At 44.9% G+C, this 25,428-nt stretch carries 16 protein-coding genes; 12 read left to right on the forward strand and 4 right to left on the reverse strand.

What is annotated here, in order from left to right; translation table 11 throughout:
- Positions 1-81 precede the first annotated feature (81 nt).
- The 6 genes from ACEN2L_RS08925 to ACEN2L_RS08950 all read left to right on the forward strand — a co-directional run bounded on the left by ACEN2L_RS08925 (position 82) and on the right by ACEN2L_RS08950 (position 9,004).
- On the forward strand, positions 82-2,109 hold the full coding sequence (locus ACEN2L_RS08925; RefSeq protein WP_306022900.1) for an NADPH-dependent 2,4-dienoyl-CoA reductase: 2,028 nt from the start codon (positions 82-84) through the stop codon (positions 2,107-2,109).
- 90 nt (positions 2,110-2,199) lie between these two features.
- Positions 2,200-3,528 (forward strand): Na+/H+ antiporter NhaC family protein, encoded by a 1,329-nt coding sequence (locus tag ACEN2L_RS08930; protein ID WP_441743313.1) that lies wholly within the window; start codon positions 2,200-2,202, stop codon positions 3,526-3,528.
- 120 nt (positions 3,529-3,648) lie between these two features.
- Complete coding sequence (locus ACEN2L_RS08935; protein WP_441743315.1) at positions 3,649-4,368, forward strand: SIMPL domain-containing protein; 720 nt, start codon at positions 3,649-3,651, stop codon at positions 4,366-4,368.
- A 139-nt stretch (positions 4,369-4,507) separates the two neighbouring features.
- Positions 4,508-5,563 (forward strand): M28 family metallopeptidase, encoded by a 1,056-nt coding sequence (locus tag ACEN2L_RS08940; protein WP_441743317.1) that lies wholly within the window; start codon positions 4,508-4,510, stop codon positions 5,561-5,563.
- Between the two features lie 260 nt (positions 5,564-5,823).
- Complete coding sequence (locus ACEN2L_RS08945; protein WP_441743319.1) at positions 5,824-7,959, forward strand: TonB-dependent receptor; 2,136 nt, start codon at positions 5,824-5,826, stop codon at positions 7,957-7,959.
- Between the two features lie 133 nt (positions 7,960-8,092).
- Positions 8,093-9,004 carry an alpha/beta hydrolase gene (locus ACEN2L_RS08950; RefSeq protein ID WP_441743321.1) on the forward strand — a complete coding sequence of 304 codons (912 nt, stop codon included), beginning with the start codon at positions 8,093-8,095 and terminating at the stop codon, positions 9,002-9,004.
- A 65-nt stretch (positions 9,005-9,069) separates the two neighbouring features.
- On the opposite strand, the gene ACEN2L_RS08955 is transcribed toward ACEN2L_RS08950, so the two are convergent.
- Together ACEN2L_RS08955 and ACEN2L_RS08960 are read right to left on the reverse strand one after the other, a co-directional pair.
- Positions 9,070-9,972 (reverse strand): sugar phosphate isomerase/epimerase family protein, encoded by a 903-nt coding sequence (locus ACEN2L_RS08955; RefSeq protein WP_306023425.1) that lies wholly within the window; start codon positions 9,970-9,972, stop codon positions 9,070-9,072.
- 155 nt (positions 9,973-10,127) lie between these two features.
- The gene (locus tag ACEN2L_RS08960) at positions 10,128-11,108 is read right to left on the reverse strand and encodes a helix-turn-helix domain-containing protein (protein WP_441743323.1); all 981 of its coding nucleotides are present in this window, start codon (positions 11,106-11,108) and stop codon (positions 10,128-10,130) included.
- 342 nt (positions 11,109-11,450) lie between these two features.
- Between ACEN2L_RS08960 and ACEN2L_RS08965 the strand changes: the two genes are divergently transcribed.
- From ACEN2L_RS08965 to ACEN2L_RS08990, 6 genes are all read left to right on the forward strand, one after another.
- Positions 11,451-11,702, forward strand: a complete 252-nt coding sequence (locus ACEN2L_RS08965; protein WP_306023427.1) for a DUF4282 domain-containing protein — start codon at positions 11,451-11,453, stop codon at positions 11,700-11,702.
- 267 nt (positions 11,703-11,969) lie between these two features.
- Positions 11,970-13,247, forward strand: a complete 1,278-nt coding sequence (locus ACEN2L_RS08970) for an alkaline phosphatase family protein (RefSeq protein ID WP_441743325.1) — start codon at positions 11,970-11,972, stop codon at positions 13,245-13,247.
- 429 nt (positions 13,248-13,676) lie between these two features.
- Positions 13,677-14,126 carry a nuclear transport factor 2 family protein gene (locus ACEN2L_RS08975; RefSeq protein ID WP_441743327.1) on the forward strand — a complete coding sequence of 150 codons (450 nt, stop codon included), beginning with the start codon at positions 13,677-13,679 and terminating at the stop codon, positions 14,124-14,126.
- Between the two features lie 35 nt (positions 14,127-14,161).
- The gene (locus ACEN2L_RS08980; protein ID WP_441743329.1) at positions 14,162-14,518 is read left to right on the forward strand and encodes a carboxymuconolactone decarboxylase family protein; all 357 of its coding nucleotides are present in this window, start codon (positions 14,162-14,164) and stop codon (positions 14,516-14,518) included.
- Between the two features lie 604 nt (positions 14,519-15,122).
- On the forward strand, positions 15,123-17,534 hold the full coding sequence (gene ppsA, locus ACEN2L_RS08985) for a phosphoenolpyruvate synthase (protein WP_441743331.1): 2,412 nt from the start codon (positions 15,123-15,125) through the stop codon (positions 17,532-17,534).
- 180 nt (positions 17,535-17,714) lie between these two features.
- Entirely contained in the window at positions 17,715-22,022 is a 4,308-nt protein-coding gene (locus tag ACEN2L_RS08990; protein ID WP_441743332.1) for a DEAD/DEAH box helicase, read from the forward strand.
- A 674-nt stretch (positions 22,023-22,696) separates the two neighbouring features.
- On the opposite strand, the gene ACEN2L_RS08995 is transcribed toward ACEN2L_RS08990, so the two are convergent.
- Positions 22,697-23,419, reverse strand: a complete 723-nt coding sequence (locus ACEN2L_RS08995; RefSeq protein WP_441743334.1) for a hypothetical protein — start codon at positions 23,417-23,419, stop codon at positions 22,697-22,699.
- 103 nt (positions 23,420-23,522) lie between these two features.
- Entirely contained in the window at positions 23,523-25,421 is a 1,899-nt protein-coding gene (locus ACEN2L_RS09000) for an alkaline phosphatase (RefSeq protein WP_441743336.1), read from the reverse strand.
- Positions 25,422-25,428: the final 7 nt, after the last annotated feature.

Raw genomic sequence — 25,428 nt, forward strand, 5'->3', positions numbered from 1 at the left:
TCAGAAATGTAATTTTTTATTACATAAGGGTGCATTTGCGCATAAACTCAAAGGCAGATTGATTATTTCATCAGGTATTACATGACATCACATGCTCATTTTCCGCAACTTTTTACGCCCTTGAATTTAGGATTTACCACCCTTGCCAATCGAGCCTTGATGGGATCGATGCATCTTGGTTTAGAAGAAGAAAAACAAGGTCACCAAAAACTCGCGGCTTTTTATGCTGAGAGAGCGGCTGGCGGAGTGGGCATGATTGTGACTGGTGGCATTAGCCCTAATCGGCAAGGGTGGGTGTTTCCCTTTGCCGCACGAATGGCCACCAAAGGGCACGCAAAAGCTCACCAAGTGATTACCGAAGCAGTGCATCGCTATGATACTAAAATTTGTATGCAGATTTTGCATACCGGGCGTTACGGCTATCATCCGTTTATTGTTGGCCCATCAGCCGTGAAATCGCCCATTGTGCCCTTTAAGCCCAAGGCTCTCTCTGTGCGCGGCATCTATAGCACGATTGAAGACTATGCAAATTGCGCAGCAATGGCTCAGCTCGCAGGCTACGACGGCGTTGAAATCATGGGCTCTGAAGGCTATTTCATTAATCAGTTTTTGTGCGCGCGCACGAATCAACGTGATGACGAATGGGGTGGCAACTTTACTAATCGAGCGCGCATCGCCGTTGAAATCGTCAAGGCGGTACGCCAGCGTGTTGGTGAAAAGTTTATTATTATTTATCGTTTATCCATGCTCGATTTAGTTGAAGGCGGTAGCCATTGGACAGAAGTCGTGGCCTTAGCCAAGATGATAGAAGAGGCTGGCGCTACAATAATTAATACTGGTATTGGGTGGCATGAAGCACGTGTTCCTACCATAGGTACGATGGTACCCAGAGCTGCCTTCACCTGGGTGACGCAGCGTATGAAAGGCGAGGTAAACCTGCCTTTAATTACCTCGAATCGTATTAACACACCTGAGGTAGCTGAACGTGTTTTAGCTCAAGGCCACGCTGATATGGTGTCAATGGCGAGGCCTTTTCTCGCCGACGAAAACTTTATGCGCAAGGCAAAACAGGGCAACAGTGCTTTTATCAATACCTGTATTGCCTGCAATCAAGCGTGTCTTGATCATGGTTTTCAGAAAAAACGTGCCAGTTGTTTAGTCAATCCACGAGCCGGATTTGAAACTGAATTAAATTTCCCTTTAACCACCCACAAAAAAAAGCTGGCCGTGGTAGGCGCAGGGCCGGCAGGATTAGCGTTTAGTTGTTATGCCGCCGAGCGCGGACACGAAGTGCATTTATTTGATAAAGATGGTGAAATTGGCGGCCAGTTTAATTATGCCAAACGGATTCCTGGTAAAGAGGAGTTCAGCGAAACGTTACGTTATTTTGCCAATCGATTGACCCAAGTCGGTGTGCATATACATCTTTCAAGCGAGCAAAGTGTGGAGAGTTTAGCTAAGGGGAAATTCGATCAAGTGATACTAGCCACTGGCATTGTACCCCGTAAACTCAATTTGCCAGGTGCTACGCATCCCAAAGTCATTAATTACTTAGACGTACTACGCGACAATAAAACAGTGGGCAAGACAGTCGCTATTATTGGGGCTGGTGGCATTGGCTTTGATGTGGCTGAATTTTTAGTTGAACATGAATCCTTGACCTTAAAGCCCGATCAGTGGTTGAAGTCTTGGGGGATTGACACTGCGTTTCAGCATGCAGGCGCACTAATGACGCCAGATATCGCACCGCCAGAACGTGAGATATTTTTACTGCAACGAAAAACCACCAAAGTGGGGAAGGGTTTAGGTAAAACCACAGGGTGGATACATCGCAGTAGCTTACAGCGTAAAAATGTGCAAATGATACCCGGCGTTGAATATGTGCGAATCGACGATGAAGGTTTACACGTCATTATTGATGAGAAACCACGCTGCTTAGCGGTGGAACACGTTATTTTATGCGCCGGCCAAGAGCCTCTCAGAGCCCTGCAAGACGGTTTACTCGCCCAAAACATTACCACGCACGTAATTGGGGGCGCAGATGTGGCCGCGGAACTTGATGCCAAACGTGCAATCAGACAAGGTGCTGAATTAGCAGCGCTTATCTAGGGTTTATTCAAGATTAATAGAATTGCAAGATTGACAGTCAGCCTACTTGCCTTTGACAATAGCGGATTATTTTTACTATAGCGATAGAAGATGATTCAAAATACAGTGGCTAATGCGCACAGGCAATTTGCTGGCATCACGCCCATATTACTGTTTGTCGTGCTTGTTATTTCTGCCGGAGCGCTGACTCAAGATTTTTCAACTATGCCCATCTTAGTTGCTTTGTTTATCTCTGCAGGCTACGCATTGCTGCTAAATAACAAGCAACAGCCTTTGAGCATAAATGAAAAAATTGAGATTTTTTGCCGAGGCGGGGGTGAAAAAACCATCATTTTATTGGTGGTTATATTCTTATTAGCCGGCGCATTTTATGCGGTCACCATTGACATTGGTGCGCGAGATGCCACGGTAAATTGGGCCTTACAGTATGTGCCTACCTCCTTCTTATTACCGGGTTTGTTTATCATTGCCTGTTTTATTGCCTTTGCCATGGGCACATCCATGGGCACCATTACCGCTATTACGCCAGTTGGAATCGGCCTTGCTGAATCATTAGGCGTGTCTGTACCTTTAGCTGTCGGTATTGTGATAGGCGGCGCCATGTTTGGTGACAACTTGTCGTTTATCTCTGATACCACCATTGCCGCCACTCGCACTCAAGGCGTCAAACTGAAAGATAAGTTTAAAGCAAACCTTATGATCGTCGCTCCCGCGGCTCTCGTCACGGTGTTAGTTTTATTTAGTGTCGATATTGATAGCTCAGCAGCGCTTGAGCAAAACACCTACGACCTGTGGCTTGTATTGCCTTATCTACTGATTATAGCCTGCGCCTTACTGGGTTTTAACGTGATATCCGTATTGGGTACAGGGATTATGTGTGCCTGTGTTATTGGTCTGTTGAATGGCAGCTTTGAACTTAAAAGTATGTTGCATAGCCTGCATAAAGGCTTAGGTTGGATGCAAGACTTAGCGATGGTGGCGGTCGTCATCGGCGGGATCGTGGCCTTGATGCAAGCCTATGGCGGCATGAATTGGCTAATGCATCAACTCACTCGCCATATCAGAACCGTAAAAGGGGCCGAATTAAGCATTGCGGGCTTGGTCAGCTTTTTGGACTTATCTACTGCAAATAATACAATTGCCATTGTCTCCGCTGGGCCAATTGCTAAAGACTTGTCCGAGCAATATCAACTCGATCCTCGGCGTACCGCCAGCTTATTGGATATTTTTTCCTGTGGTTTTCAAGGCCTAGTACCTTACGGTGGTCAGTTATTAGCTGCGGCAGCCATAGCGGGTTTATCACCGTGGCAGTTGTCTTTGTATTGTTGGTATCCGATGTTAATTTTATTTTTTGGTTTAGCTGCAATAGCCTTTGGTTTACCGCGTTTTGTGGTAAAGCAATATGACGAGTTTAACTAACTCTTGGCTAGGGGGCTGTCGTTTGATGAATCAAAGCAAATTGAAATTAAGACTCAATAGAACCTTTATTGGACATCATTGGTCTATGGTTGCAAGTCGTGCGATTAAAGGAGAGACAAGATGCACAATATGAGCAAAGCGACCGCGATGATCCTTGGGATCTGTACCATCATTGGTTTATTGGGCTTGGGTTATTTGTTAAAAACAGCAGCCTTAGAATACAAACAATTTGAGCGAAGTGTGACCGTAAAAGGCCTGTCAGAGCGTGAATATCCAGCCGATATTGTGATCTGGCCGATTCAATTTGCATTTGCTGAAAATGACTTAACTAAACTTTATGCCTTGGTAGATAGTAGCAGTGTAAAAATACAGAACTTTTTACAAGACAAAGGTATCGATGCGAGTGAAATTACTTTAGGTTCGCCAGCCATTACCGATAAGTCGGCTCAGCAATATGGCAGTGACAATAATGTGAGATTTCGCTACACCGGTGTGCAAACTATTACTGTTTATTCAAAAAACGTTGAAAACGTCCGACAAGTGATGAGCGCGTTATCTGGGCTGGGTAAAGAGGGCATTGTGTTTACTGGTGATAATTATCAAGCACAAGTGGAGTATATTTTCACCCAGCTCAATGATGTTAAGCCGGCCATGATAGAGGAAGCAACCAATAAGGCCCGCGAGGTGGCTGAAAAATTTGCTTCTGATTCTCACAGCCGTTTAGGTAAAATCAAGCAGGCCAGCCAAGGCCAATTCAGCATTAGTCATCGCGACAAAAATAACCCCCATATAAAAAGTGTCAGGGTCGTATCAACGGTGGAATATTACTTAGCCGATTAGCTATGCTGCATTGAGTGATTCAATTCGTTACAAATATAATTTGCTGTGCAGGGTCGCATCAGAATACAGTGTCACCTATCAGCGCAAAGGCTGAGTGAGTGACATCGTTTTAATCAAACAAAATAAGGTTTTTTGCGACATGACGGGATTGGGTTCGTATCTAGGGGCAAGCATTTTGGTGCTTGGCACGGTGTTTAGCCACGCAAGTTTGGCTGCAGAGTCACCAAAGCCTATGGATTATTTGCAAGATCTTGCTGGTGAAAAAGGCATTGGAGCAAGGGTAGCTGGTTCAGAAGGCGAACAACGTGCCGCAGCCTATATTGAGCAGCAATGGATAGACCAAGGCTTATCACCTTATAGCAGTAGTTTTAATATAAACGATGAGACCTTATCGAAAAACATCATTGTAGATCTCAAAGGTCAGTCAGATAAGACCCTAATCATAGCGGCGCATTATGATTCAACGGGCGCAAAAGAAGGGTCAGTGGGCGCAACAGATAATGCCAGTAGCGTTGCAGCTTTGTTGGCTCTAAGTCATAACTTACGCAACCAAATGCTAACGGCCAATATTCGTTTTATTGCCTTTGGCGCTGAAGAAATTGGTTTGTTGGGATCTAAGGCTTATGTAAAACAATTGAGCCGAGAAGAATTAGCTAACATTGTGGGTATGATCAACCTTGATACCATAGTGGGTGGTGACAACTTATATATTCACAGTGCGCATCCAGAGCCTTATAAATGCAATGGTGATGCTCAGTATTACAGCAGTGATACAAGCTTGCGCGACAGTGTGTTAAAACAAGCTCAAAGCGGTTTTACGCCTAATCCATTTTCTAAGCATCCGCCGTTTCCGGGATACCCAGAGGGTACAACTGGCGGTTGGTCTGATCATGCGCCCTTTGCTTGTGCAGGTGTGCCCATCGCTTACATCGAAGCCACTAATTTTTCTATCAACGGCAAAGATGGCTATGACGGTTATTCACAATCAACCAATGGTGCACTATGGGATTGTTTTGCAGATGATAAAATGAGTGCCTGTGACAGAGAAAAAGAACAAAAGTGGGGGGATATTTGGCACAGTGAGTTTGATCGCCTAGACAAACTCCTCCCATTATTTGGAGAGCGAATTGAATTGCAGTTGCAGCAAAATATACAACTATTGACTGATTTTGTAAGCTCCAACTATACACAATAAGCTAGCCGAACATGCTTTGAACATCCCAGCCTGAGCGTTTAAAGCTTGGGCTTTTTTATATGCTGATAACCGCGTACCTTTAATCAATGGTTCTATGACTGCTAAAGGGGCTTCTCACCCGCCTTAAAGTTGTCTTGTACCGCTGCTGCAGAAATTTTGTAAGCATACTGTTATAGCGCACTTGTTAATGAGATTGACTATCATTTGCATAAGCAATAGACTTAATGCAATGACTCATTTCAAAAGATTTTTGTGACGTAATGTTTAAACCTTTAGTTATTTCCAGTGCCGTTTCTTTTGCTCTTTTAGTAAATTCTCAAGCTGTTATTGCCAATACCACAAGCGCCATCAATACTGCGACTTTAGCGGCTTCAGCCGACATTGAGCGGGTAACGGTCAGGGGCGCATACTTTGGTCAAGAATATGCGGATGGACTCAAAACGCCAACCGTACTGGTTAATGTACCTCAGTCATTGACTATGGTCAGTGCAGAACAAATTCACGAACAGGGTTTTGATTCTATTGCCGATATTTTGCAATACACCCCAGGTGCGTCAGTGGGGCAGGGTGAAGGACACCGCGATCAAATGACCATTCGTGGTCAAAATACTACCGCTGATTTTTTTATCGATGGTTTACGAGACGACGTGCAGTATTATCGCCCCTTGTACAACTTAGAGCGCGTTGAAATTATGCGCGGGGCCAATGCACTTTTGTTTGGTCGAGGCGGCGGTGGCGGTATTGTCAATCGCGTCACTAAAACTGCATCAACCCAAAGCACGTTTACCACCCTTGACGGTGCCCTTGATACGTTTGGTGGTTATCAGCTTAGCTTTGATCACAATCAGCACATCGATACTGACCAAGCGTTCAGAGTCAATGGTTTCTATGAACAACTGAATAATCATCGCGAAAATTACGATGGCGAGCGTTTTGCGATTAATCCAACGTTTACACAACATTTTGATAGTGCCACGCAACTTGTCTTATCTTATGAATATGTTGATGACGACAGAGCGGTTGACCGTGGTATTCCCTCAGCGAATGGCGCACCCTTGAGTGGTCAAAACGATACCTTTTTTGGTTCTGCACAACTTAATGGTTCAACCATTCAAGCTCATGTACTGCGTGCCAAATTGGATCATCAATTGTCAGAAAATTGGTCAGTTAACGGTACATTACAGTACTCAGATTACGACAAATTTTACCGCAATATTTACGCCGCGGCATTTGACCAAGCAGCCAATACGCTAACCTTAGATGGTTACCAAGATGCCACTGAGCGCCAAAATATTATTGCTCAGTTTAACGCTGTGGGGCAGTTTGATACCGCGAGTGTTGAGCACACGGTATTGGTGGGGGCCGAATACGGTCAACAACACTCGTCGAATAATCGCAAAGACTCATTATTTGTAGACAGCAATGATGATCAAATTACCATCGACTTTGGTCATCCTTTGCTGATACCGGAAGTAGGGTTTACTGATTTTGTTAGAGACAGTGCGTCCGATGTCACCTTTAGTTCGATCTTCATTCAAGACGAAATCAAATTGAGCTCAGCGTTTATTTTGGTCGCTGGTTTACGTTACGATCGCTTTGACATCGATGTCGAAGATCAAATAGAAATCGCCAACGGCAGTGACGATCAAAACAATGGCTTGTTAGGCCGTATTGATACCGAAGTATCTCCTCGTTTAGGCGCCATATATAAACCTAACGAAGATGTGTCTTTTTACTTAAGTTTAAGTCGCTCATTTTTACCTCGTTCAGGTGATCAATTTTTAAATCTATCACTGAGCACCCAAGCATTGGCGCCAGAAGAATTTGAAAACCGTGAGATAGGTATGAAATGGAACATCACCAATAAGTTGAGTTTTACCAGTGCATATTTTGATGTACGACGTGAAAATGGTACCGCATCTGATCCAAGCAACCCTGAAAAATCACTCATCATTGGCACCAAGACCACCGGCTACGAATTGCAACTGGTGGGTTATATCAATGACGCATGGCAAATCAATGCAGGATACAGCCACCTCGATGCCAACGAGACGGGACGAGTAGTCAATAGCAACATTGATAACCGAACCCTAGGGCAAGTGCCTGATACCATGTTTACTTTGTGGAATCGTTATCAGTTAAACGAGCAATGGGCCTTTGGTTTAGGGATGATTTATCAGGCAGAGCAATATACGTCTTTAAACAATACCGTTGAGTTACCAGACTTTACTCGAGTCGATGCTGCTGTTTATTACAGACTATCAGACACAACTAAACTGCAATTTAATGTTGAAAACATCTTTGATGAAAGCTATTTTCCTGCCGCTCACAACGACAATAACATTTCTACTGGTCAGCCTCCGAATGCGCGATTTGGCGTAAGCTATCAATTTTAATACGTTATCTAGCGTAAAAACTGATAAAACGACCTGCCCCGGCAGGTCGTTTTTTATCTTCACCTTGTTAGTTTTTTTGTCTAACATCAATTACTTAATAAACTGAATTAGAATATCTAGCAACGGGTGCAAGATGAAACAAAGCCAATCTATTCAAGCCAAAGACGGCCATCCTATTCAAGTGTATGTGTGGCCAAATGAAACAGCTAAAGCATGGGTTCACATTAATCACGGTATGGCTGAGCATGCAGAGCGATATGATGACTTTGCCCAAGCCCTAGTTGCGGCGGGATATGCCGTGGTGGCTCATAATCACCGCGGGCACGGAAGGACTGCGAAGCAACAATTAGGTCGATTAGCCGAGACAGAAAGCTGGCAATCCCTGTTGGATGATATTGATGAAGTGCGCTTTGCTGTGTGTGACTCAAGACCCTATTGTCTATTTGGCCACAGTATGGGCTCGTTTATCGTGCAGTCATATCTAAGTCAAACGGAGCAAAAGGTTGATGGCCTGATACTTTGTGCCTCTAATTTTCAATCACCGACCTTAAGTCGCGCGGGTAAGTGGGTCGCTAGCTTCGAACGTTGGCGTTTAGGGCGCGACCAACGTAGCGCCTTGTTGCAGTTTTTATCCTTTGGCTCGTTTAACCAAGCCTTCAAACCGGTGCGTACTGAGTTTGATTGGCTGAGTCGTGATAATACACAGGTAGACAAGTATATTGCGGATCCTTTGTGTGGCTTCCCTTGTTCAAGTGGATTTTGGCAAGCATTTTTGGCTAGCTTGATTACGCTCTTTGGTACTCATGCAATCGCAAACATTCAGGCAAATTTAGCCATCTTGATGATAGGTGGAACAGATGATCCGGTTGGTATGATGGGCAAAGGGCTGCCACGCTTAGCCAAAGCGTATCAGCAAGCGGGGCAAAAACAGCTGAGCTTTACATTATATGAAGGAGCACGTCATGAGATCCTCAACGAAACCAATCATGCAGAGGTAAAACAAGACATTATCAACTGGTTAGCAGAACAGCTCGCGCCCGCTTAAGTTGATAAGAAAATCCATTAGGCGTGTCCACGCCTAATGGATCAAAGCGACTTATTCTAAGCGACTTATTCCATTTCACTGATGATTTTTTGCAGGCCCTTAACCGAGGCTTCAACGCTTTCCATGGGCGTCATTCCTTCTGGATAAGACTCTTGTTCAACCACCAACCATTGCGTTCCGCCATAGGTTTTATTCGCAGTGATCAAGGCTTTCCAGTCAGTGGTGTCTTGGCCAATAATGGGGTCTTCAGGATTACCCGGTTCAGGAGCCGAGGCCTTGTAATGAGTTGTCACGGTGCGCCCTGGGTAGGCTTTTACCATCACCACGGGATCTTTGCCGGCCACTTCGGTCCAGCCCACATCTTGTTGTAATATAACTTGGTCATTGGTGTTTTTACCAATCACGTCCCAAGGAGTATGACCGAGTTCACCTTCCATTTCGGGTTTGTGGTTGTGATAACCAATTCGCATACCAAGCGGGGCTAACTTTTCTTGTAAATCGGCTAATTCAGCCGCTACCACTTTGGCACCTTCTACAGTAAAGGCCCGTTTATCCATAGGAATAATCAGATAATGGCAATCAATATCTTGGTAAAAGGCTACGGTACTATCAAAATTTTCTGCGGTGAATTTGTCAAATGGTACATGAGCGCCTGATGCTTTAAGACCCAATTCGTTAAGAAAAACCAGTAAGCCTTGAGGATCGTCAGCAAAGGGACCAAAGTTGCCAGCAAATTCAACACCATTAAAGCCCATGGCTGCAATACTGCGTAGTGTGCCCTCAAAGTCTTCACTGACCGCATCTTTTACCGACCAAAGTTGCACACTCAATTGAGGTTGAGTCGTCGCAACACTAGCCACCTGTGGTTCTGTGGTCACTGCGTCGCTGCAGCTTACACCCAGAGTGGCCACTGCGACCAGGCCCATGGCTTGAATCGCACAGTTGATACTTTTTTTGATAATCGGCATGACATATCCTTGTATTTATTAGTAAAGAATTTGTTAAATCTTGCTTGATTGGCGCACAGGACGCAACAGTAAATCGATATAAACTGTCATTAAATTACATCACGCAGTGGCCTTGAGAAAAATGTATGCGCAGCGGCAAAGACGACATGAAAAAACTAAGCAGAGCGCAATTGAAACTTCTCACGAAAGGCGGTGGGAGTGGTTTTAAATTTTTCTCTAAAGTGATGCCGAAAGGCCGTGGTGCTCTCAAATCCCAGCTGTTGGGCAATGGCATCAATGCTCAAGGTGGTGGTTTCAAGCAGTTGCAGCGCGACAGACATACGTTGGCTAATCAGCCAAGCCTTAGGTGGTAAGCCGGTGGCTGATTTAAATTTTCTTATAAAGCTTCGTTCACTCATATTAGCGCGCTGGGCTAACTCGCTGATAGAAGACGATAAAGCCAAATTTTGGTACAAATAATCAAGAATGGGGGCGATGGCGTTATTTTCTCTCTTAGCCACAGGACTTTCGATAAATTGCGCTTGATTACCTTCTCGCAGGGGCGGGATCACTAAACGCCTGGCCACTATATTTGCAATTTTGCTGCCGTAATCTTTTCTTATCACATGTAAACACACGTCTAACCCTGCGGCACTGCCTGCTGAGGTGATGATATCGCCGCAGTCAACATACAACTGATCTGCGCAAATCGAAATAGCCGGAAATTGCGCTTTAAACAAGGCTGCGTAACGCCAATGGGTGGATAACGCTTTACCATCTAACAAACCAGAGCAAGCCACAGGATACGCACCAGAACAGATGGTAACAATGCGCCCACCCGCTTCATTAAACGTCACTAAAAAAGCTAGCAAGGTCTTACTGACTTTATTATGTATATTGTCCCAACCAGGCAGTAACAAGGTGTCATTGCCAGTGATGTCCTCAAGTCGGATTGTGGGGTGCTGCACACCACCAAATTGGGTTGTGACCGCTTGGTTATCCAATGATGCAGTGACAAACTCATAGATTTTTCGTCCAAGCTCCGGCCTGTCTAAACCAAAAACTTCTGCCACACAGGAAAATTCAAACAAACACAGATTAGGATAAAGAAAAGCAACAATACGTTTCGGATTTTCTGCTTGAGGCGTGTTTGGCATAATATTTATCATTGTCGGTGTTTTTGCCAAGGGTAGTCTGAATTTCACGCTGCCACAACAAGCGTGTATCAATCTAATTAACATGGTAAGTATTAGCGAGTCACGGCAGCACCAAAGGTGGATTGTGTTTTAATCCAACCCATTGAAATACCCTAAAAAATTATTGCTTCTTTGCAATGGCTTAAAAGTATGGAATATTAATCACAGAGAATTTTGTCAAGTTGTTTTAAGTTTAAAACGAGTAAACCGAAACAGTTTGGCTCAATAGTGTACTTGGTTTTATGTGGTTCCAAAACCAAGCATACTTACCAGATGGAACTATAAAATTAAAAAGGAAATACCATGAAAGATATCTTTTTCTTCGACTCAATGTTAACCCCCAAAATAATTACTTTTGTATATTGGCTGCTTTTGTTGATATCACTGGTGTCTGGCATAGCTGCCATGTTTAACGCCTACACAGGTGGTTTTATTAGTGGTTTGAGTATTATTGTTTTTGGGATGATAGGAGCCAGAATTTGGTGCGAGTTAATGATTGTGTTATTTAAAATACATGAAAATCTACAAAAAATGGCTGATAAACAAGACTTATAATCTGAGTTTTTAAAGCGAAAGGGGCTAACATTGCGTTTGTTGTGCCCACTTTTATCTGTTTGTAACCGCTCTGCTCGGTGATTTTATGCTACTGTTATCGAGTTAGCACGGTACCTACAATATGATTTATTGTACCTGCTAGAGCCCCTTGTTTATCCCCATCTAAAACCATTTTTCGTGATGTTATCTTTAACACTGTTTTTGCACTTTAATTGTCATGAATAGTAGATACACTGTGTTAAAAATGACGATTACGCTTGAGGCAGTATGGGTAGTTGGTATCAGAACAGGCGCTCCGTTTTTATCGTATTAATCTTTCTTAGCTGTGCCTCATCGGTGATGGCGGCTTCTAAGGTTGAGCCTCTGGTTATTATGATTGGCGTGGATGGCCTACGGGCAGATACTCTTGATAGGATGCCGGCGCCCAATTTGCAAGCACTAGCCGATAATGGAGTGCACGCAAGTATGTTGCCCGCCATGCCCAGCAAAACCTTCGTTAATTTTTATTCTTTGGCTACCGGTCTTTATCCAGAACACCATGGCATGACTTCTAATTATCCATACGATAAAAACTTAGGGCGTAAGTTTGAGCGTAAAACCGATGTGCAAGACCCTCGCTGGTGGGGCGGGGAGCCTATTTGGATCACCGCCGAAAAACAAGGCTTGAAAGCCGCCACGTATTTCTGGGTAGGCTCTGAAGTTGCTATTGATCAGGTAGCGCCAAGTTATTGGAAACCCTATGACCAAAATAAAGATTATGCGCAGCGGGTTGATGAGGTATTAGCGTGGTTACAACTGCCTATTTCACAGCGACCAAAATTAGTTACCCTGTATTTTTCTGCAGTGGATACAGCCGCACATGATTACGGGGTTGATTCTGCACAAGAGCGCGAAGCCGTTGCCCGCGTTGATAAACACATAGGCGACCTTGTTGAGGGGCTAAAAAAACTGGGGGTATATCAAAAAACCACTATGCTTGTGGTGGCTGACCACGGTATGGTGAATTTATCTGATGAGCGCGTGATTAACCTTGATGAACGCATCGACCTGAGTCGTTTTGAGGTGTCTGATTGGAACAACAAAGCGAAACCTATTTACGCTCCATTTTTATCACTTTACGGCGAACCAAAAGACATCGAATTGGCTTACAGCAAGCTGGTTGCCAGTCATCCACACTTTCAAGTATTTATGCGCGGGCATTTCCCAAGTCACTACCATGTTGATCATCCCGATAGAGGACCAGATCTGATGATTATGGCCGATTTAGCGTGGTCACTTTACGCCAGTAGCGACAAAAGCCCGCCTCAAACCATGGCAGAAACAACGCGCAGCGTTGCCACCCATGGCTATGATAATCGAGCTTCTGCCATGCAGGCGATGTTTATTGGCTCAGGCCCTTTATTTAAAAAAGCGGGGGGCGTTGAGTCTTTTGAAAATATTGAAGTTTATGGTGTAGTTGCGTGTGCCCTAGGTATCAAACCGGCGAAAACAGATGGTGATATTAAGCGGGTACAAGGCATGTTGACGCAAACATGCCTGCAATAGCGTTCTGCCACCCTATTCAGTGAGTATTTTGAGGAGGCATGGTCTACATCATTAAATAATCAGTAGCGTGTAGAAGTGCAGTTGGCAGGTATCACCAGAGAATGCTCAAAGATTACAATGTGGCCATTCCATTCCATTGCATTATGCTCCGTATATCACGCCAAGTGTTTCACGCCACGTGTTCCACGCCACGTGATCCACGCCACGTGTTCCACGTGCATGCTTCCTATCCCCTGCTGTGCTTGTCATCTTCATGCCATGCGTTACGCTTTGTTACTAAAGTCTTAGGGTATCATTTGTAAAATCGCTGTTATCTATTGGTTAAGGCGCTATTGTAAATAGTCCACGTCACTGAGCATAAGACTACACTATTTGCAATGATAGCTGATGCTGTGGCCGATGCGTTTCATCACTGAAAAAGGAAGCAATATGCGCCAAATGGTAAAGAGGGTCGGTTTTCTTGTTTTATTTAATTTAGTATCTTATAGCCATGCGGCAACAAACAATTCCGAAGATGAATTTCATTTGTTAGTCTCGAAATTAGTGACGGCTCAGCGCCACTTTGACAACCAAGCGCTTGCTGAGTTATTGCATCCTGATTATGTTGAAATTTCACCCGCGGGTGAAGTCGATCACAGAGATAAGGTATTAGGTTTTTATGATCAATCAAATAAGGTTAAAGGCAAAAATAGTCCGCAAATTGAGCTTAGTGAGTTAGTCGCTAATACGGTTGATAACTATGCATTCATAAGGGTAAGAGAAACGTTTATAACGCCAAATAGCGAACGTAGTTTTGCCATGAGAGTGTCGTTTGCATTAACTAAAATCGACGGTAATTGGTTATTTTACAATGCCCAATATACCGGTATTCGCCCCTAAAAAACGTCTTCATTTAACTTAAGAGATAAGTACCCATGAGTAAATCTTACCCCGACATTACCCAACGCATTTCCGATAACATGAAAACCTTGAGAGCCGAAATTCCAGACACCATGCAAGGTTTTTCAAGTATGGCGAAAGCCGCCACGGCAGACGGCGTATTAGACAAAAAAACCAAAGAATTAATTGCCCTAGCCATAGGCGTTTCAACCCGCTGTGATGGTTGTATCGGTTTTCACACGAAAGCGCTAGTTTCACTAGGCGCCACGAAAGAAGAAATAGCCGAAACCTTAGGCATGGCTGTTTATATGGGTGGTGGTCCATCGTTGATGTATGCCGCCGATGCAATGCAGGCCTTCGAACAATTTAGTGAGAGTGCTTCAGAGGTTTAGTCATCGAACTAACCGCGATCGGATAGCAGATGGTTGCCGTCATTACTGCTATCCGTCTTAAATGTCAGGCCTTGTCGGAGTGACTCCGAGCCGTCTGTTATTTTTTATGACAACGTGCAAAACCAAAACCAAAAAAAGCCTGCGCCACGTTTGAAGCGTCCGTGGCGATTTACAAACGAACCCACTTGTGTCCGACCGATGATTCTTCATTAGCTACGTAATGCCTGCAAAAGCAATCGCACTGCGTCCACCTGACTGTTGCAATCTAAGGTGTGCCTTGTTGGCCAAACCGCCAAGCAAAGAACATCCCAGTCCTCACCTTGTTTGTCCAGGCAGCCTGTTTGGCCTTTGACAAGGGACGCTTAAAATCCGTGAAGGTGGCGTCGAGAGGACAGCGGCCTTTGTTCGGCAAAAAGTGAGCGTAACGGCATGCGGACGCCGCGCGGGATGCCGTTACAAGAAAGCAATGCCCTGTGAGTTTTACCACGTCTCCCACATTCCTAATATTGTGTACGTTAACGTACCGAGTTTAATCAGCACATCAACTATAACGGTCACTAACTGATTAACGCTTAACCTTCGGCAACAGGAACTCATCAATACTATGCAACAGACTAAAGACTTTTCAGACATCCATTTAAAAGACTTGGCGCGAGTGGGCGGAAAAAATGCCTCATTAGGCGAGATGTTTTCAAAGCTGTCGTCTAAAGGCATTAAAGTACCCGATGGTTTTGCCGTCACTAGCGATGCTTATTGGCATTTTCTCAAGCACAACAAGTTGCGCGAAAAACTAAGCGAAAACCTCGCCCAGCTTGACCTGAAAACATTTAAAAACTTAGCGGGAATTGGGTCAAAAGTGAGGCAACTAGTGCTAGATGCAACCATTCCACCAGCCTTACGTGATGAGATTATCGCAGCATACAAACGCTTAGAAAAACGGGCAGGTAGCTCGGTGTCGTTAGCAGTGCGCAGCAGTGCCACCGCTGAAGATTTGCCCCATGCCAGTTTTGCTGGTCAGCAAGAGTCCTATTTAAATGTTCAGGGCGAAGAAAACCTAATCGCCGCTTGTCAGCGCTGTTATGCCTCATTGTTCACTGATCGTGCTATTAAATACCGCGTCGATAATGGCTTTGAACATATGCAAGTGGCCTTGTCTATTGGTATACAAATTATGGTGCGCTCAGACAAAGCTTGCGCTGGCGTGATGTTTACTCTCGACCCCGATACCGGTTTTGACAAAGTCGCTTTGGTTTCTGGTGCGTGGGGCTTGGGTGAAAACGTAGTGCAGGGTAGCGTTAATACCGATGAGTTTTTGGTATACAAGCCCTTTATTGGCAAAGTGAAGCAAGCGATTATTTCACGGACCTTAGGAAGTAAAGCGCTGACAATGGTGTACGCCAATAAAAAAATGTCTCAGATACAAAAACCAGAAGACGCCATCATTAATTTAGACACCAGTAAAGCTCAGCAACAAAGGTTTATTTTAAGTGATGATGAGGTGATTCAATTGGCCAAGTGGGCGGTCATTATCCAACAGCATTATAAGCGGCACATGGATATTGAATGGGCCAAAGATGGCGATACTCAGCAAATATTTATTGTGCAGGCCCGGCCAGAAACCGTGCACAGTCAAAAGAAAAACATTAGCCAATTTAAAGAATATCAGATTAGGCAAAAGGGCAAACTAATCTGTCAAGGCATAGGTTTGGGTAATCGCATAACCTCGGGTACGGCACGATTACTTGCCTCGCCAAAGGACATCGATAAACTGGAGATTGGCGAGATCCTTGTAACAGGTAGAACCGACCCCGACTGGGATCCCATCCTCAAAAAAGCTGCAGGCATTGTAACCGACCAAGGAGGCAGAACCTCACATGCCGCCATTGTGGCTCGCGAAGTGGGCGCAGTGGCCATTGTCGGCACCGGTAACGCAACGAGTGTGATTGAAGATGGTCAAGAAGTGACGGTTTCCACTGCTGAAGGCGATACGGGTTTTGTGTATGAAGGCAAAGGCACGTGGGACGAGCAAGAAATAGATACCTCTAAGATTGAACTGCCCAACACCCAAATTATGCTAATTCTGGCAGATCCCGATAAAGCGTTTCATTATTCATTGTTCCCGAATAATGGGGTAGGACTGATGCGCATGGAATTTATTATCAACAACGCCATTAGAGTTCACCCAATGGCCTTACATCATTTTGACCAGTTACAAGATGCCGAGGTAAAAAAGGAAATTGAAACCCTTACTCATCATTATCCTGATAAAAAAGAGTATTTCATTCATAGGTTGGCCGAGGCCACAGCTAAGATTGCCGCAGCGTTTTATCCAAAAGATGTGATTGTGCGAATGAGCGACTTTAAATCTAATGAATATGCCAGCCTCCTAGGTGGCAGTCATTTTGAGCCTCATGAACAAAATCCGATGATTGGTTTTAGAGGGGCCTCAAGGTATTCACATGCCTTGTATCAGGACGCGTTTGCCCTTGAATGCGCCGCGATGAAATTAGTGCGCGAAGACATGGGTTTTGCCAACATCAAGCTGATGATTCCCTTTGTGCGTACCGTAAAAGAAGCTATTAAAGTGATTGCTGTCATGCAAGATAATGGTTTAGTGCGCGGCGAAAACGGCTTAGAACTGTACATGATGGTTGAAATTCCCAGCAATGCTTTAGAGGCTGAAGAATTTGCGCAACACTTTGACGGCTTTTCGATTGGCTCTAACGACTTAACCCAATTAACCCTTGGCGCAGACCGAGATTCTGAATTACTCAGTGATATATTTTCGCCCTTTGAACCAGCGGTAATGCAATTGATAAAAATGGCCATTGAAAAAGCCAAAAAAACAGGGGTGAAAATTGGTTTGTGTGGTCAAGCGCCCAGTGATTACCCCGAGTATTCCCAGTTTTTGGTGGATTGTGGTATCGACAGTATTTCGTTTAATCCCGATGCTTTAATCAAAGGCATCGCAAATATTAATCAGGCAGAAAGCAAAAAACGGGCAGTACGCACTTAACTGTCAGCGCGATGGTTTACGTACATTGTTAGTGATTCTATTTTGCTTCGGCTCAATGTGAGAAGCCGAGGCATTTGGGGGTTCGGCTTTACTACAACGCTTGAGAGTGATTGTTTATAGACGGTGTTTTTGTTAGTTTCACCCCATCAAAAGTCAACACTTTCTAAGAATCGTATCACTATGAAGCTCGCTGCTTTAATTCAGTCGCCAGTACAGCAACAATTAGACACCTTGTATCAACACTTTTTAGGCCTAAATGAAACCGAACAGACGGTTTTAGTCGTATTGGCGGTGATCTATAAACCGATTGGTTTAGCCAAACTAGCCAAGGTTTTTGACATCTTAGATGGTCAGTATCTGTTACCCAAGGGGCCAAAAGCCTACGTATTTTCTAAAGAAAGTCGCGATCAACTCAGTAAAAATGCCCTGGTATCATTTAGCCTAGAAGGCATGAAAATCAATACCTTGTTGGCAAACCGCTTAAGTGCCGAAGTAGAACAATTTCATCACTTATTTACTTTTATGCCTTTCAAGAAAAGCCCTACATTGCTGCTTGAAATTATCAAAGCCGCCGAACACGTAGTGCCGGTAGTTAATAGTTACAGTTGGCAGAACAAGGTGGCCGATAAGCATAGAGTCATCCGTGATCTGTATTTTTTAGATTTAACAGACAAGCTAGCCGCAGCCTTTGAGTGTCATAAAAATCCTCAGGTGGTTGATCATGTGCAAAATCAGATTTTACTTGAATTATTCTTTTTACCTTTTGAGCTTAGCGCGTTTTTACAAGTGCCTCTGGTTATACAATATCAGGCTTTTGCTAGCTTAATTAGAACCTTTCAAATGCAGGGGCAAAGTCTTGATTACCCCATTCAATTATTAGAAAAAGTATGCGCGGCTCATTCAGAGCCAAGTAGCCCCGCATATAATATCGACTGTCAGCATTTGCTCGCAGAGCAGTACTTATACCAGTTACGCTTTGCTGATTTTGCTCGGGTGCAACATGCACAAGACAGCACAAGCTATGGATTACAGTTACTAGGTGCCCATTCTTTTTTAAGCGGTGATAACCGCCAAGCCATTGCGTTTTTTGAGCAAGCCTTAGTAGCAAAAAACAAAATCGCTAAACGTAAAAAGCAATATTTAAACGATGTCTTAGGTTATTTTTACAAGCTGGCCCTGGTGGTTCATGCCAACCAAGAGGATGTCAGTTATTTTACCACTGCCCTAGAGCAAGTGGAATTTGAAGAGAGTGACCGTAAGGTTACGGGGGATTTTATCCGCCTGAGTCAAAGTGTGGCAAAACCCATTATGTGTTTATCAAACGGGGAAAAATACACTGGCAATATTCATTACAGCAGAGTAGATGAAGACTTCGATTTTTTCTCCCATCAACTGAGTTATTTTAATTACTTGCTGGCAAATGTGTGGTGTAACCACCCTAAAGATCCTACCTTGGCCAAGTTAGCCGTAAAATATCAGACTCATTTTAACCAGCTTGCTTATCCCTTATTTGCCGATTTTTGTCAGCAAATGGCGGCGTGCTTCAGTAAGAAAGAGAGCAATAAAAAGCACGAACCAAATCACGGATCAAAATTAATCGATATTTGCAGCCTAGTAACCACCAAGTCAGAGTGGGACTTAGCGCTGGATAAACTGATTGCGCTGAATCCAAACAGCGAAAAAAACACCCAAACAGAGAAACAAAGCCCAAGCAAACCGGTGCGTTTAATTTGGGAGCTTGAGCCTGGCTTGTCTCACCAATTTAAGGCCCGTGAGCAAAAATTGAGTAAAGCAGGCTGGAGTAAGGGGCGCAGCGTTTCGCTTAAACGCTTAAAAGAAGAATTTGCCCAAATTGAGTATCTAAGCGACAGCGATAAACGGCTTTGCCGCGAGATTGAGATGTATCAGCAATGGGGCTATTACGCTAAGACAGATTACGTTCTGCAAGGTTTATCAGCCCTAGAGGCCGCGGTGGGTATCGACAATCTTTACCACACAGACGACTTAGATCAAAACATCGAGATAACTCAGCGTGAGCCAGAATTATTGGTCAGTGAGCAAGGCGAGCAGTTGTGTTTAAGCATTGCTGATTTGCCCGCCGATATCAGTGAATACCAGGGACAGTCTGCCTATGATTTAAAATCGCTTAATCATAGGCAATATCAGCTTACGGTGTTTTCAGCTGACCATCTGAAAGTCGCCGAGATCATTGGTGAGTCGGGCTTGCTTATTCCTATTAGTGCTAAACAAAAAGCCCTAGATGGCATTGCCGCTATTGCATCATTTTTAAATATTCAATCAGATATTACTGAGTTAGATACCGGTTTAGCACATCACCCCTGTGATCCCCATTTGGTGGTGAACATTCAGCCCCATCAACAAGGACTGGCCTTTACTTGCGTGGTGATGCCCTTTGGTGAACAAGGGCCAGCCTTTAAACCCGGTGTAGGCAGTGCCAGTTTAACCACCGAGCTAAACGGTAAGCGCATGGCAACCCAGCGAGACTTAGTGCGCGAAGAAAGCTTACTTGATCTGCTCGACCAAAGCTGCCCCGCTTTTTTAGCTATGCCAGATAACAGCTTGCTATTAGATGACTTACAAACCGCGCTCGAAGCACTAGAACAACTCGAAACCGCTATGCGTCAAAACGCTTTCGATTTACTGTTGCGTTGGCCCAAAGGCAAAAAAATCAGCTTAACTAAAGCCCTAGGTAGCGAGCATCTCCAACTAGCCTTGGGGCAAAAAAATGAATGGTTTGATATTAGCGGCGAACTGCAAATAGACAATCAACAAGTGCTTGAACTGCGTAAGTTGCTCGAACTGGTTAAAACCAGTCATGGTCGGTTTATCGAGCTTGGCCATGAACAAATACTCGCCTTATCACAAGACCTACGTCACAAGCTTGAGCTTATCAACCAAGTTAGCGATGACGGTAAATTTCATGCTTTAGCCAGCTTACAAATAGCAGAAGCCACTAGTGGCATGCGCATGAAAACGCTGCATGCTTGGGATGAGCAAACCAAAAAAATGCATCAAGCCAATAACATAAAACCGCACATTCCTTCTACCTTTCAAGCGCAACTGCGCAGCTACCAATTAGAAGGTTTTGACTGGGCATCCCGCTTGGCGCATTGGGGGGCAGGGGCCTGTTTAGCCGATGACATGGGCTTGGGCAAAACCCTACAAGCCTTGGCTGTTATCCTGTCGCGGGCTAGTCAAGGGCCCAGTTTGGTGATTGCACCGACTTCGGTGTGTTTTAATTGGCAACAAGAGGCGCTTAAGTTTGCCCCCACGCTCAATATCAAACTCTTCGCTGACTCCAGTAATACCCTGCAACGCGAAAACTTGTTAAACGATTTAAGCCCATTTGATTGCGTGATCATCAGTTATGGTCTATTGCAGCGTGAAAGCGACATTCTTAAGCAAGTGCACTGGCATACGATTGTTGCCGATGAAGCTCAGGCATTGAAAAACCCACTGGCTAAACGCACCAAAGCGGCTTGTGCCTTAAAGGGGGATTTTAAGATGATCACCACAGGTACGCCCATTGAAAACAATCTTAGCGAGCTGTGGAGTTTATTTCGCTTTATTAACCCTGGACTACTTGGCAACTTAAAACGTTTTAGCGAACGGTTTGCACTGCCCATGGACAATGTAAAAGACGAACCTCTTGCGGCACGTAAGGCCAGTCAAGGCTTAAAAACCTTGATCCAACCCTTTATTTTGCGGCGCATGAAAAACCAAGTATTAACCGAATTACCTCCACGAACCGACATTAATATTCGCGTTGAAATGGGCCCACAAGAGCGCGATTTTTACGAAGCGCTACGACTGAATGCCATCGATAATATCAGCCAAAACAACCAACAAACCAACCCTGGCGAGCAACGAATTAAGATGCTTGCAGAGTTAGTGAAACTGCGCCAAGCCTGTTGTCATCCTAAACTAGTTATGGCTGAAACCGATATTCCCAGCGCCAAACTGGCCGCTCTAGATGAATTGCTTGAGGAGCTACAACTCAACAAGCACAAAGCACTGATCTTTAGCCAGTTTGTGGGCCACTTACAACTAATTAAGCAGCACATTGAAGCCAAAGGGTTTAGCTATCAATATCTTGACGGTTCAACCCCGCAAAAACAGCGACAAGAGCGAGTTAACGCCTTTCAACGCGGTGAAGGCGATATCTTTTTAATTAGTCTAAAAGCCGGTGGTTCAGGCTTAAATTTAACCGCAGCAGACTATGTGATACACATGGACCCTTGGTGGAATCCGGCAGTAGAAGAGCAAGCGTCTGATCGTGCCCATCGCATTGGCCAAACTCGGCCTGTGACTATCTATAGGTTGATTACCCAAAACACCATTGAAGAGAAAATCGTCGCCTTGCATCAGCAAAAACGCGACTTAGCGGATAATTTGCTAGAAGGTAATGACGCGGTGACTAAGCTGTCAGTAGATGACATGTTGAATCTGTTGAAAGAAACGTTTTAACAAGGTGCTACGCGCCGCAAAGTTATCGCTACGCGACTAAGATTATGTGCTTCGCACACTGCAATCCATTGCGTTTTTCTGGCGGCGTCCCTGCCGCCCGACCATACTTTTTGCCTACAGCCGCAAAAAATAGGCAAAAAATGCCGCTCTCCGGCCAACTTACTATTCCAATTTAAGCCCAACTTGTTTTCAAACCGGCGCGGAGAGCACATCCTTGTGCTCACCGCACCTTGCCCAGACATCCTGTCTGGTCATTTGCCAAGTTGCGCCTTAAATCGGGTAAGTTGGAGTCGAGAGTTAGGCATCGCTTCGCGATACAGCATGGCCTGCGGTCACAGCGACTATGCGCTGCGCGTACTGACAGTCCCTGCCATTTTTCGGTTGGCATCCATGCCAACCGACCATACTTTTCTTCAACAGCTAAGAAAAGTAGGCAAAAGAAGCCGCTCTCCGGCATTGCTCTATTCCCTTCATACCTTTGATTAAAACAGGTCGTGAATACGCGCTCCCGGCGCGGAGTCACTCAAAATGCATCCATGCATTTTGCCCTGTTTTAATCCGCGGTATTCGGGGAGCAATGAGTCGAGAAGAATGCACAGCTTCGCAGCTAAATAACATCCGTTACGGACAGCTTCTACAACATTCAGCCACTTGCAAGGTGGCTGATAAAGCTATCAATGATTATGCTCAGCACCAATTGCTTGACCGTCGGCATTATAAAACCCTGAGGCGCCATGTTCGACAAAACCAAGGTTGATCATTTTGGCTAAAAAGGGGTCGCTGTGATCATCGCCGATGTCGGCAAAGTCGGTACTTTGATAAGCGTTACGCTGGGCAAAAAAGGCCTGAATTTGGCTTGAATCACTTTGCTTGTTAATCAGTTGCCATATTTCTTGTTGCCCACCCACGGTGGAACTGAAATAGCTCAGTAGATTCAGTGCGGGTAGCCATTTCACTACAATCTTTCCTTGAGGGGTGTCTTTGCTAAAGGTTTGCTCTTGGTTGCAGCCTTCGCCGCTTTCACTGCTTAGTTCAAGTTGTGAAAGTAAGGCCTGCGAGACTAACTGATAGCGATATAGCCAGTCTTTTTCACTTTTGCCATGTACCTTTTCGCCGGGTTGATATTCGATGGCGCGCTTATAATGATCAAAAAAGCGAGTGGGCTTAATGTGTTGGTTTTTTAACAAATACCATGATTCGGTAATGTTGGTTTGTGGAAATTGATGGGCAACGGTATGGCCATCTCGCCATAATATCAGTGAACTTTTTTGCGCAGTTTGGTCATTTTTGTGGGTTTGCAGGGTATATTCTGCGCGCAGATGTGTTGGATCGATATCACATTGTGCGTGGCTAAGTTGGCTTGCCAGTAACAGCATTGAAAAAAATACGGTTTTCACGGTTTACTCCAAAGTGAAAAATAGGCGTTTGAGTGGCTTAAAGTCGTTAACAGGTAAAGGGAAAAAGGGCGCAAGTCACTGCGCCCTTAATTTGCTTAACAATTTATTCAATTGACTGCTTGGCATTGGCCTTAGTACTTAAATCAGCGGCAAACTCCATTACATGATAAATGGTGCTTTGCTCGTTGGTGCCATTGACTAATAAGGCCCCAGGGCCTGAGGCATAGATGCCTACGTCTTCACCTGAGTGGGTTTCAGATGAAAGGGGAACGAGTGCCTCTTGGTGAAAACCCGGTGAGGTGGTGTCGATATCACTTAAGTCATGGCGACCCGCGGCAATAGGGAGGTTATAACCAGCATCAGCATCGGTTTCGTCACCTAGGTTTCTAAACCCATTTCCGTTGGTATAGCCCAAAGTTGTGTAGGGCATACCATCGGCGGCAAGGGCTGGCTCTTGTGAACCAACACCGACCACTTTACCTAAGATAGGGTTGCCGCGTTTAGGGTAACCGGCAATGGTAAATACGTGGCCATGGTCAGCGGTAACAATGATTAAGGTATTGCTCATGTCGGTCATTTGAACTGCTTTTTTCACCGCATCAGATAAGGCGATAGTATCGGTTAGGGCGCTGTATGCACTGCCTGCGTGGTGACCGTGGTCAATACGACCGGCCTCAACCATCAAGAAAAAGCCCTCGCTGTTGTTGTCGAGTATATCAATGGCTTTTTCAGTCATTTGGGCAATAGAAGGCTCGCCTGCTACGTCGTTGGCACGATCCGCTTCGTATTGCATGTGAGACTCATTAAACAAGCCAAACAACTTGGTGGTATTGGCGGGGTCTACCGCATCAAAACCGTTTTGATCCATCACATAAGTACCACTGGTGTATTTGGCTTGCCATTCAGCGGTTAAATCACGGCCGTCGGTACGGTCCCCCTCTACTGCGCTGACCGCATCAGTACTATTAAAAGCCACGTCTTTGGGCAAAAATGAACGACGTCCACCACCCATAACAACTTCGATACCATCCACATCAATACCACCAATGCGCGCTTCTAAGTTAGTTTCAAAGTTTACTAATTGGTCAGCGATGTCGGTGCAGCCAGCTTCACGTGCGGCGGCGGGCATATCGCCATCGTCTTCCCAGTTGCGATCTGCTGATTTTGCATAGGTGGCCGCTGGAGTGGCATGGGTAATACGGGCGGTAGAGATGATACCCGTAGATTTGCCCGCAATTTCAGCCAGTTCAAGGGCAGTAATTAATTCGTGGCCGCTAACGGTGCTGCAATTACCTCGCTCAACCGCTTCGCTTACCCCAATAACGCCGATGTCGGTTTTTACGCCACTCATCATGGCCGTCATGGTGCCTGCAGAGTCGGGGGTTTGTGAGTCAACATTATAGGTTTTAGATAAGCCCGCAAAAGGAAAGGTATCAAATGATAACTGGTGTTCTTCACCAAGCTCACCGTTTAACTGTCCTTCAAGGATGCGAGCGGCCGTTACGGTTGATACACCCATGCCGTCACCTACAAATAAAATCACGTTTTTAGCGCTGCCGCGCAAGCGTTCAATTGATTTAGCTGCAAGCGCAACACCGCTGTTGGTGCTAACACTTACTTGAGTGTTCGTGGCGTTTAACCACGCACTGCGCGCCTGAGCGACTTTTTCTTGGCCATCAACAAACCAGTCATTGTTGAGGTTGGTGAGTAACTCACTTGAGCTTACACTGCTGATGCCTGGGGCACATACATAATCGGTGCTGGTGATTTCGCTGCTATCCAACGTGCCATTGGCATCTGCATCAAGACCAGAGTCGATTTGCACGCCGCTATTGGGGCAGTTGGCATGGCCTACAGCTAAGTTAGTTTGTAGCACTAAACTGGTTAAGCCATTGCTACCATTTGCGCCGTCACTACCATTCGTGCCGTCGTTTCCATCATCCATACAGGCTGACAAGCCCATTACTGCCATGGCTATCATTGTTAATTTTAATGTTTTCATGATGCTT

Origin of the sequence: Flavobacterium sp. W21_SRS_FM6 (genome assembly GCF_052119645.1) — a bacterium.
Classification (GTDB): domain Bacteria; phylum Pseudomonadota; class Gammaproteobacteria; order Enterobacterales; family Alteromonadaceae; genus Paraglaciecola.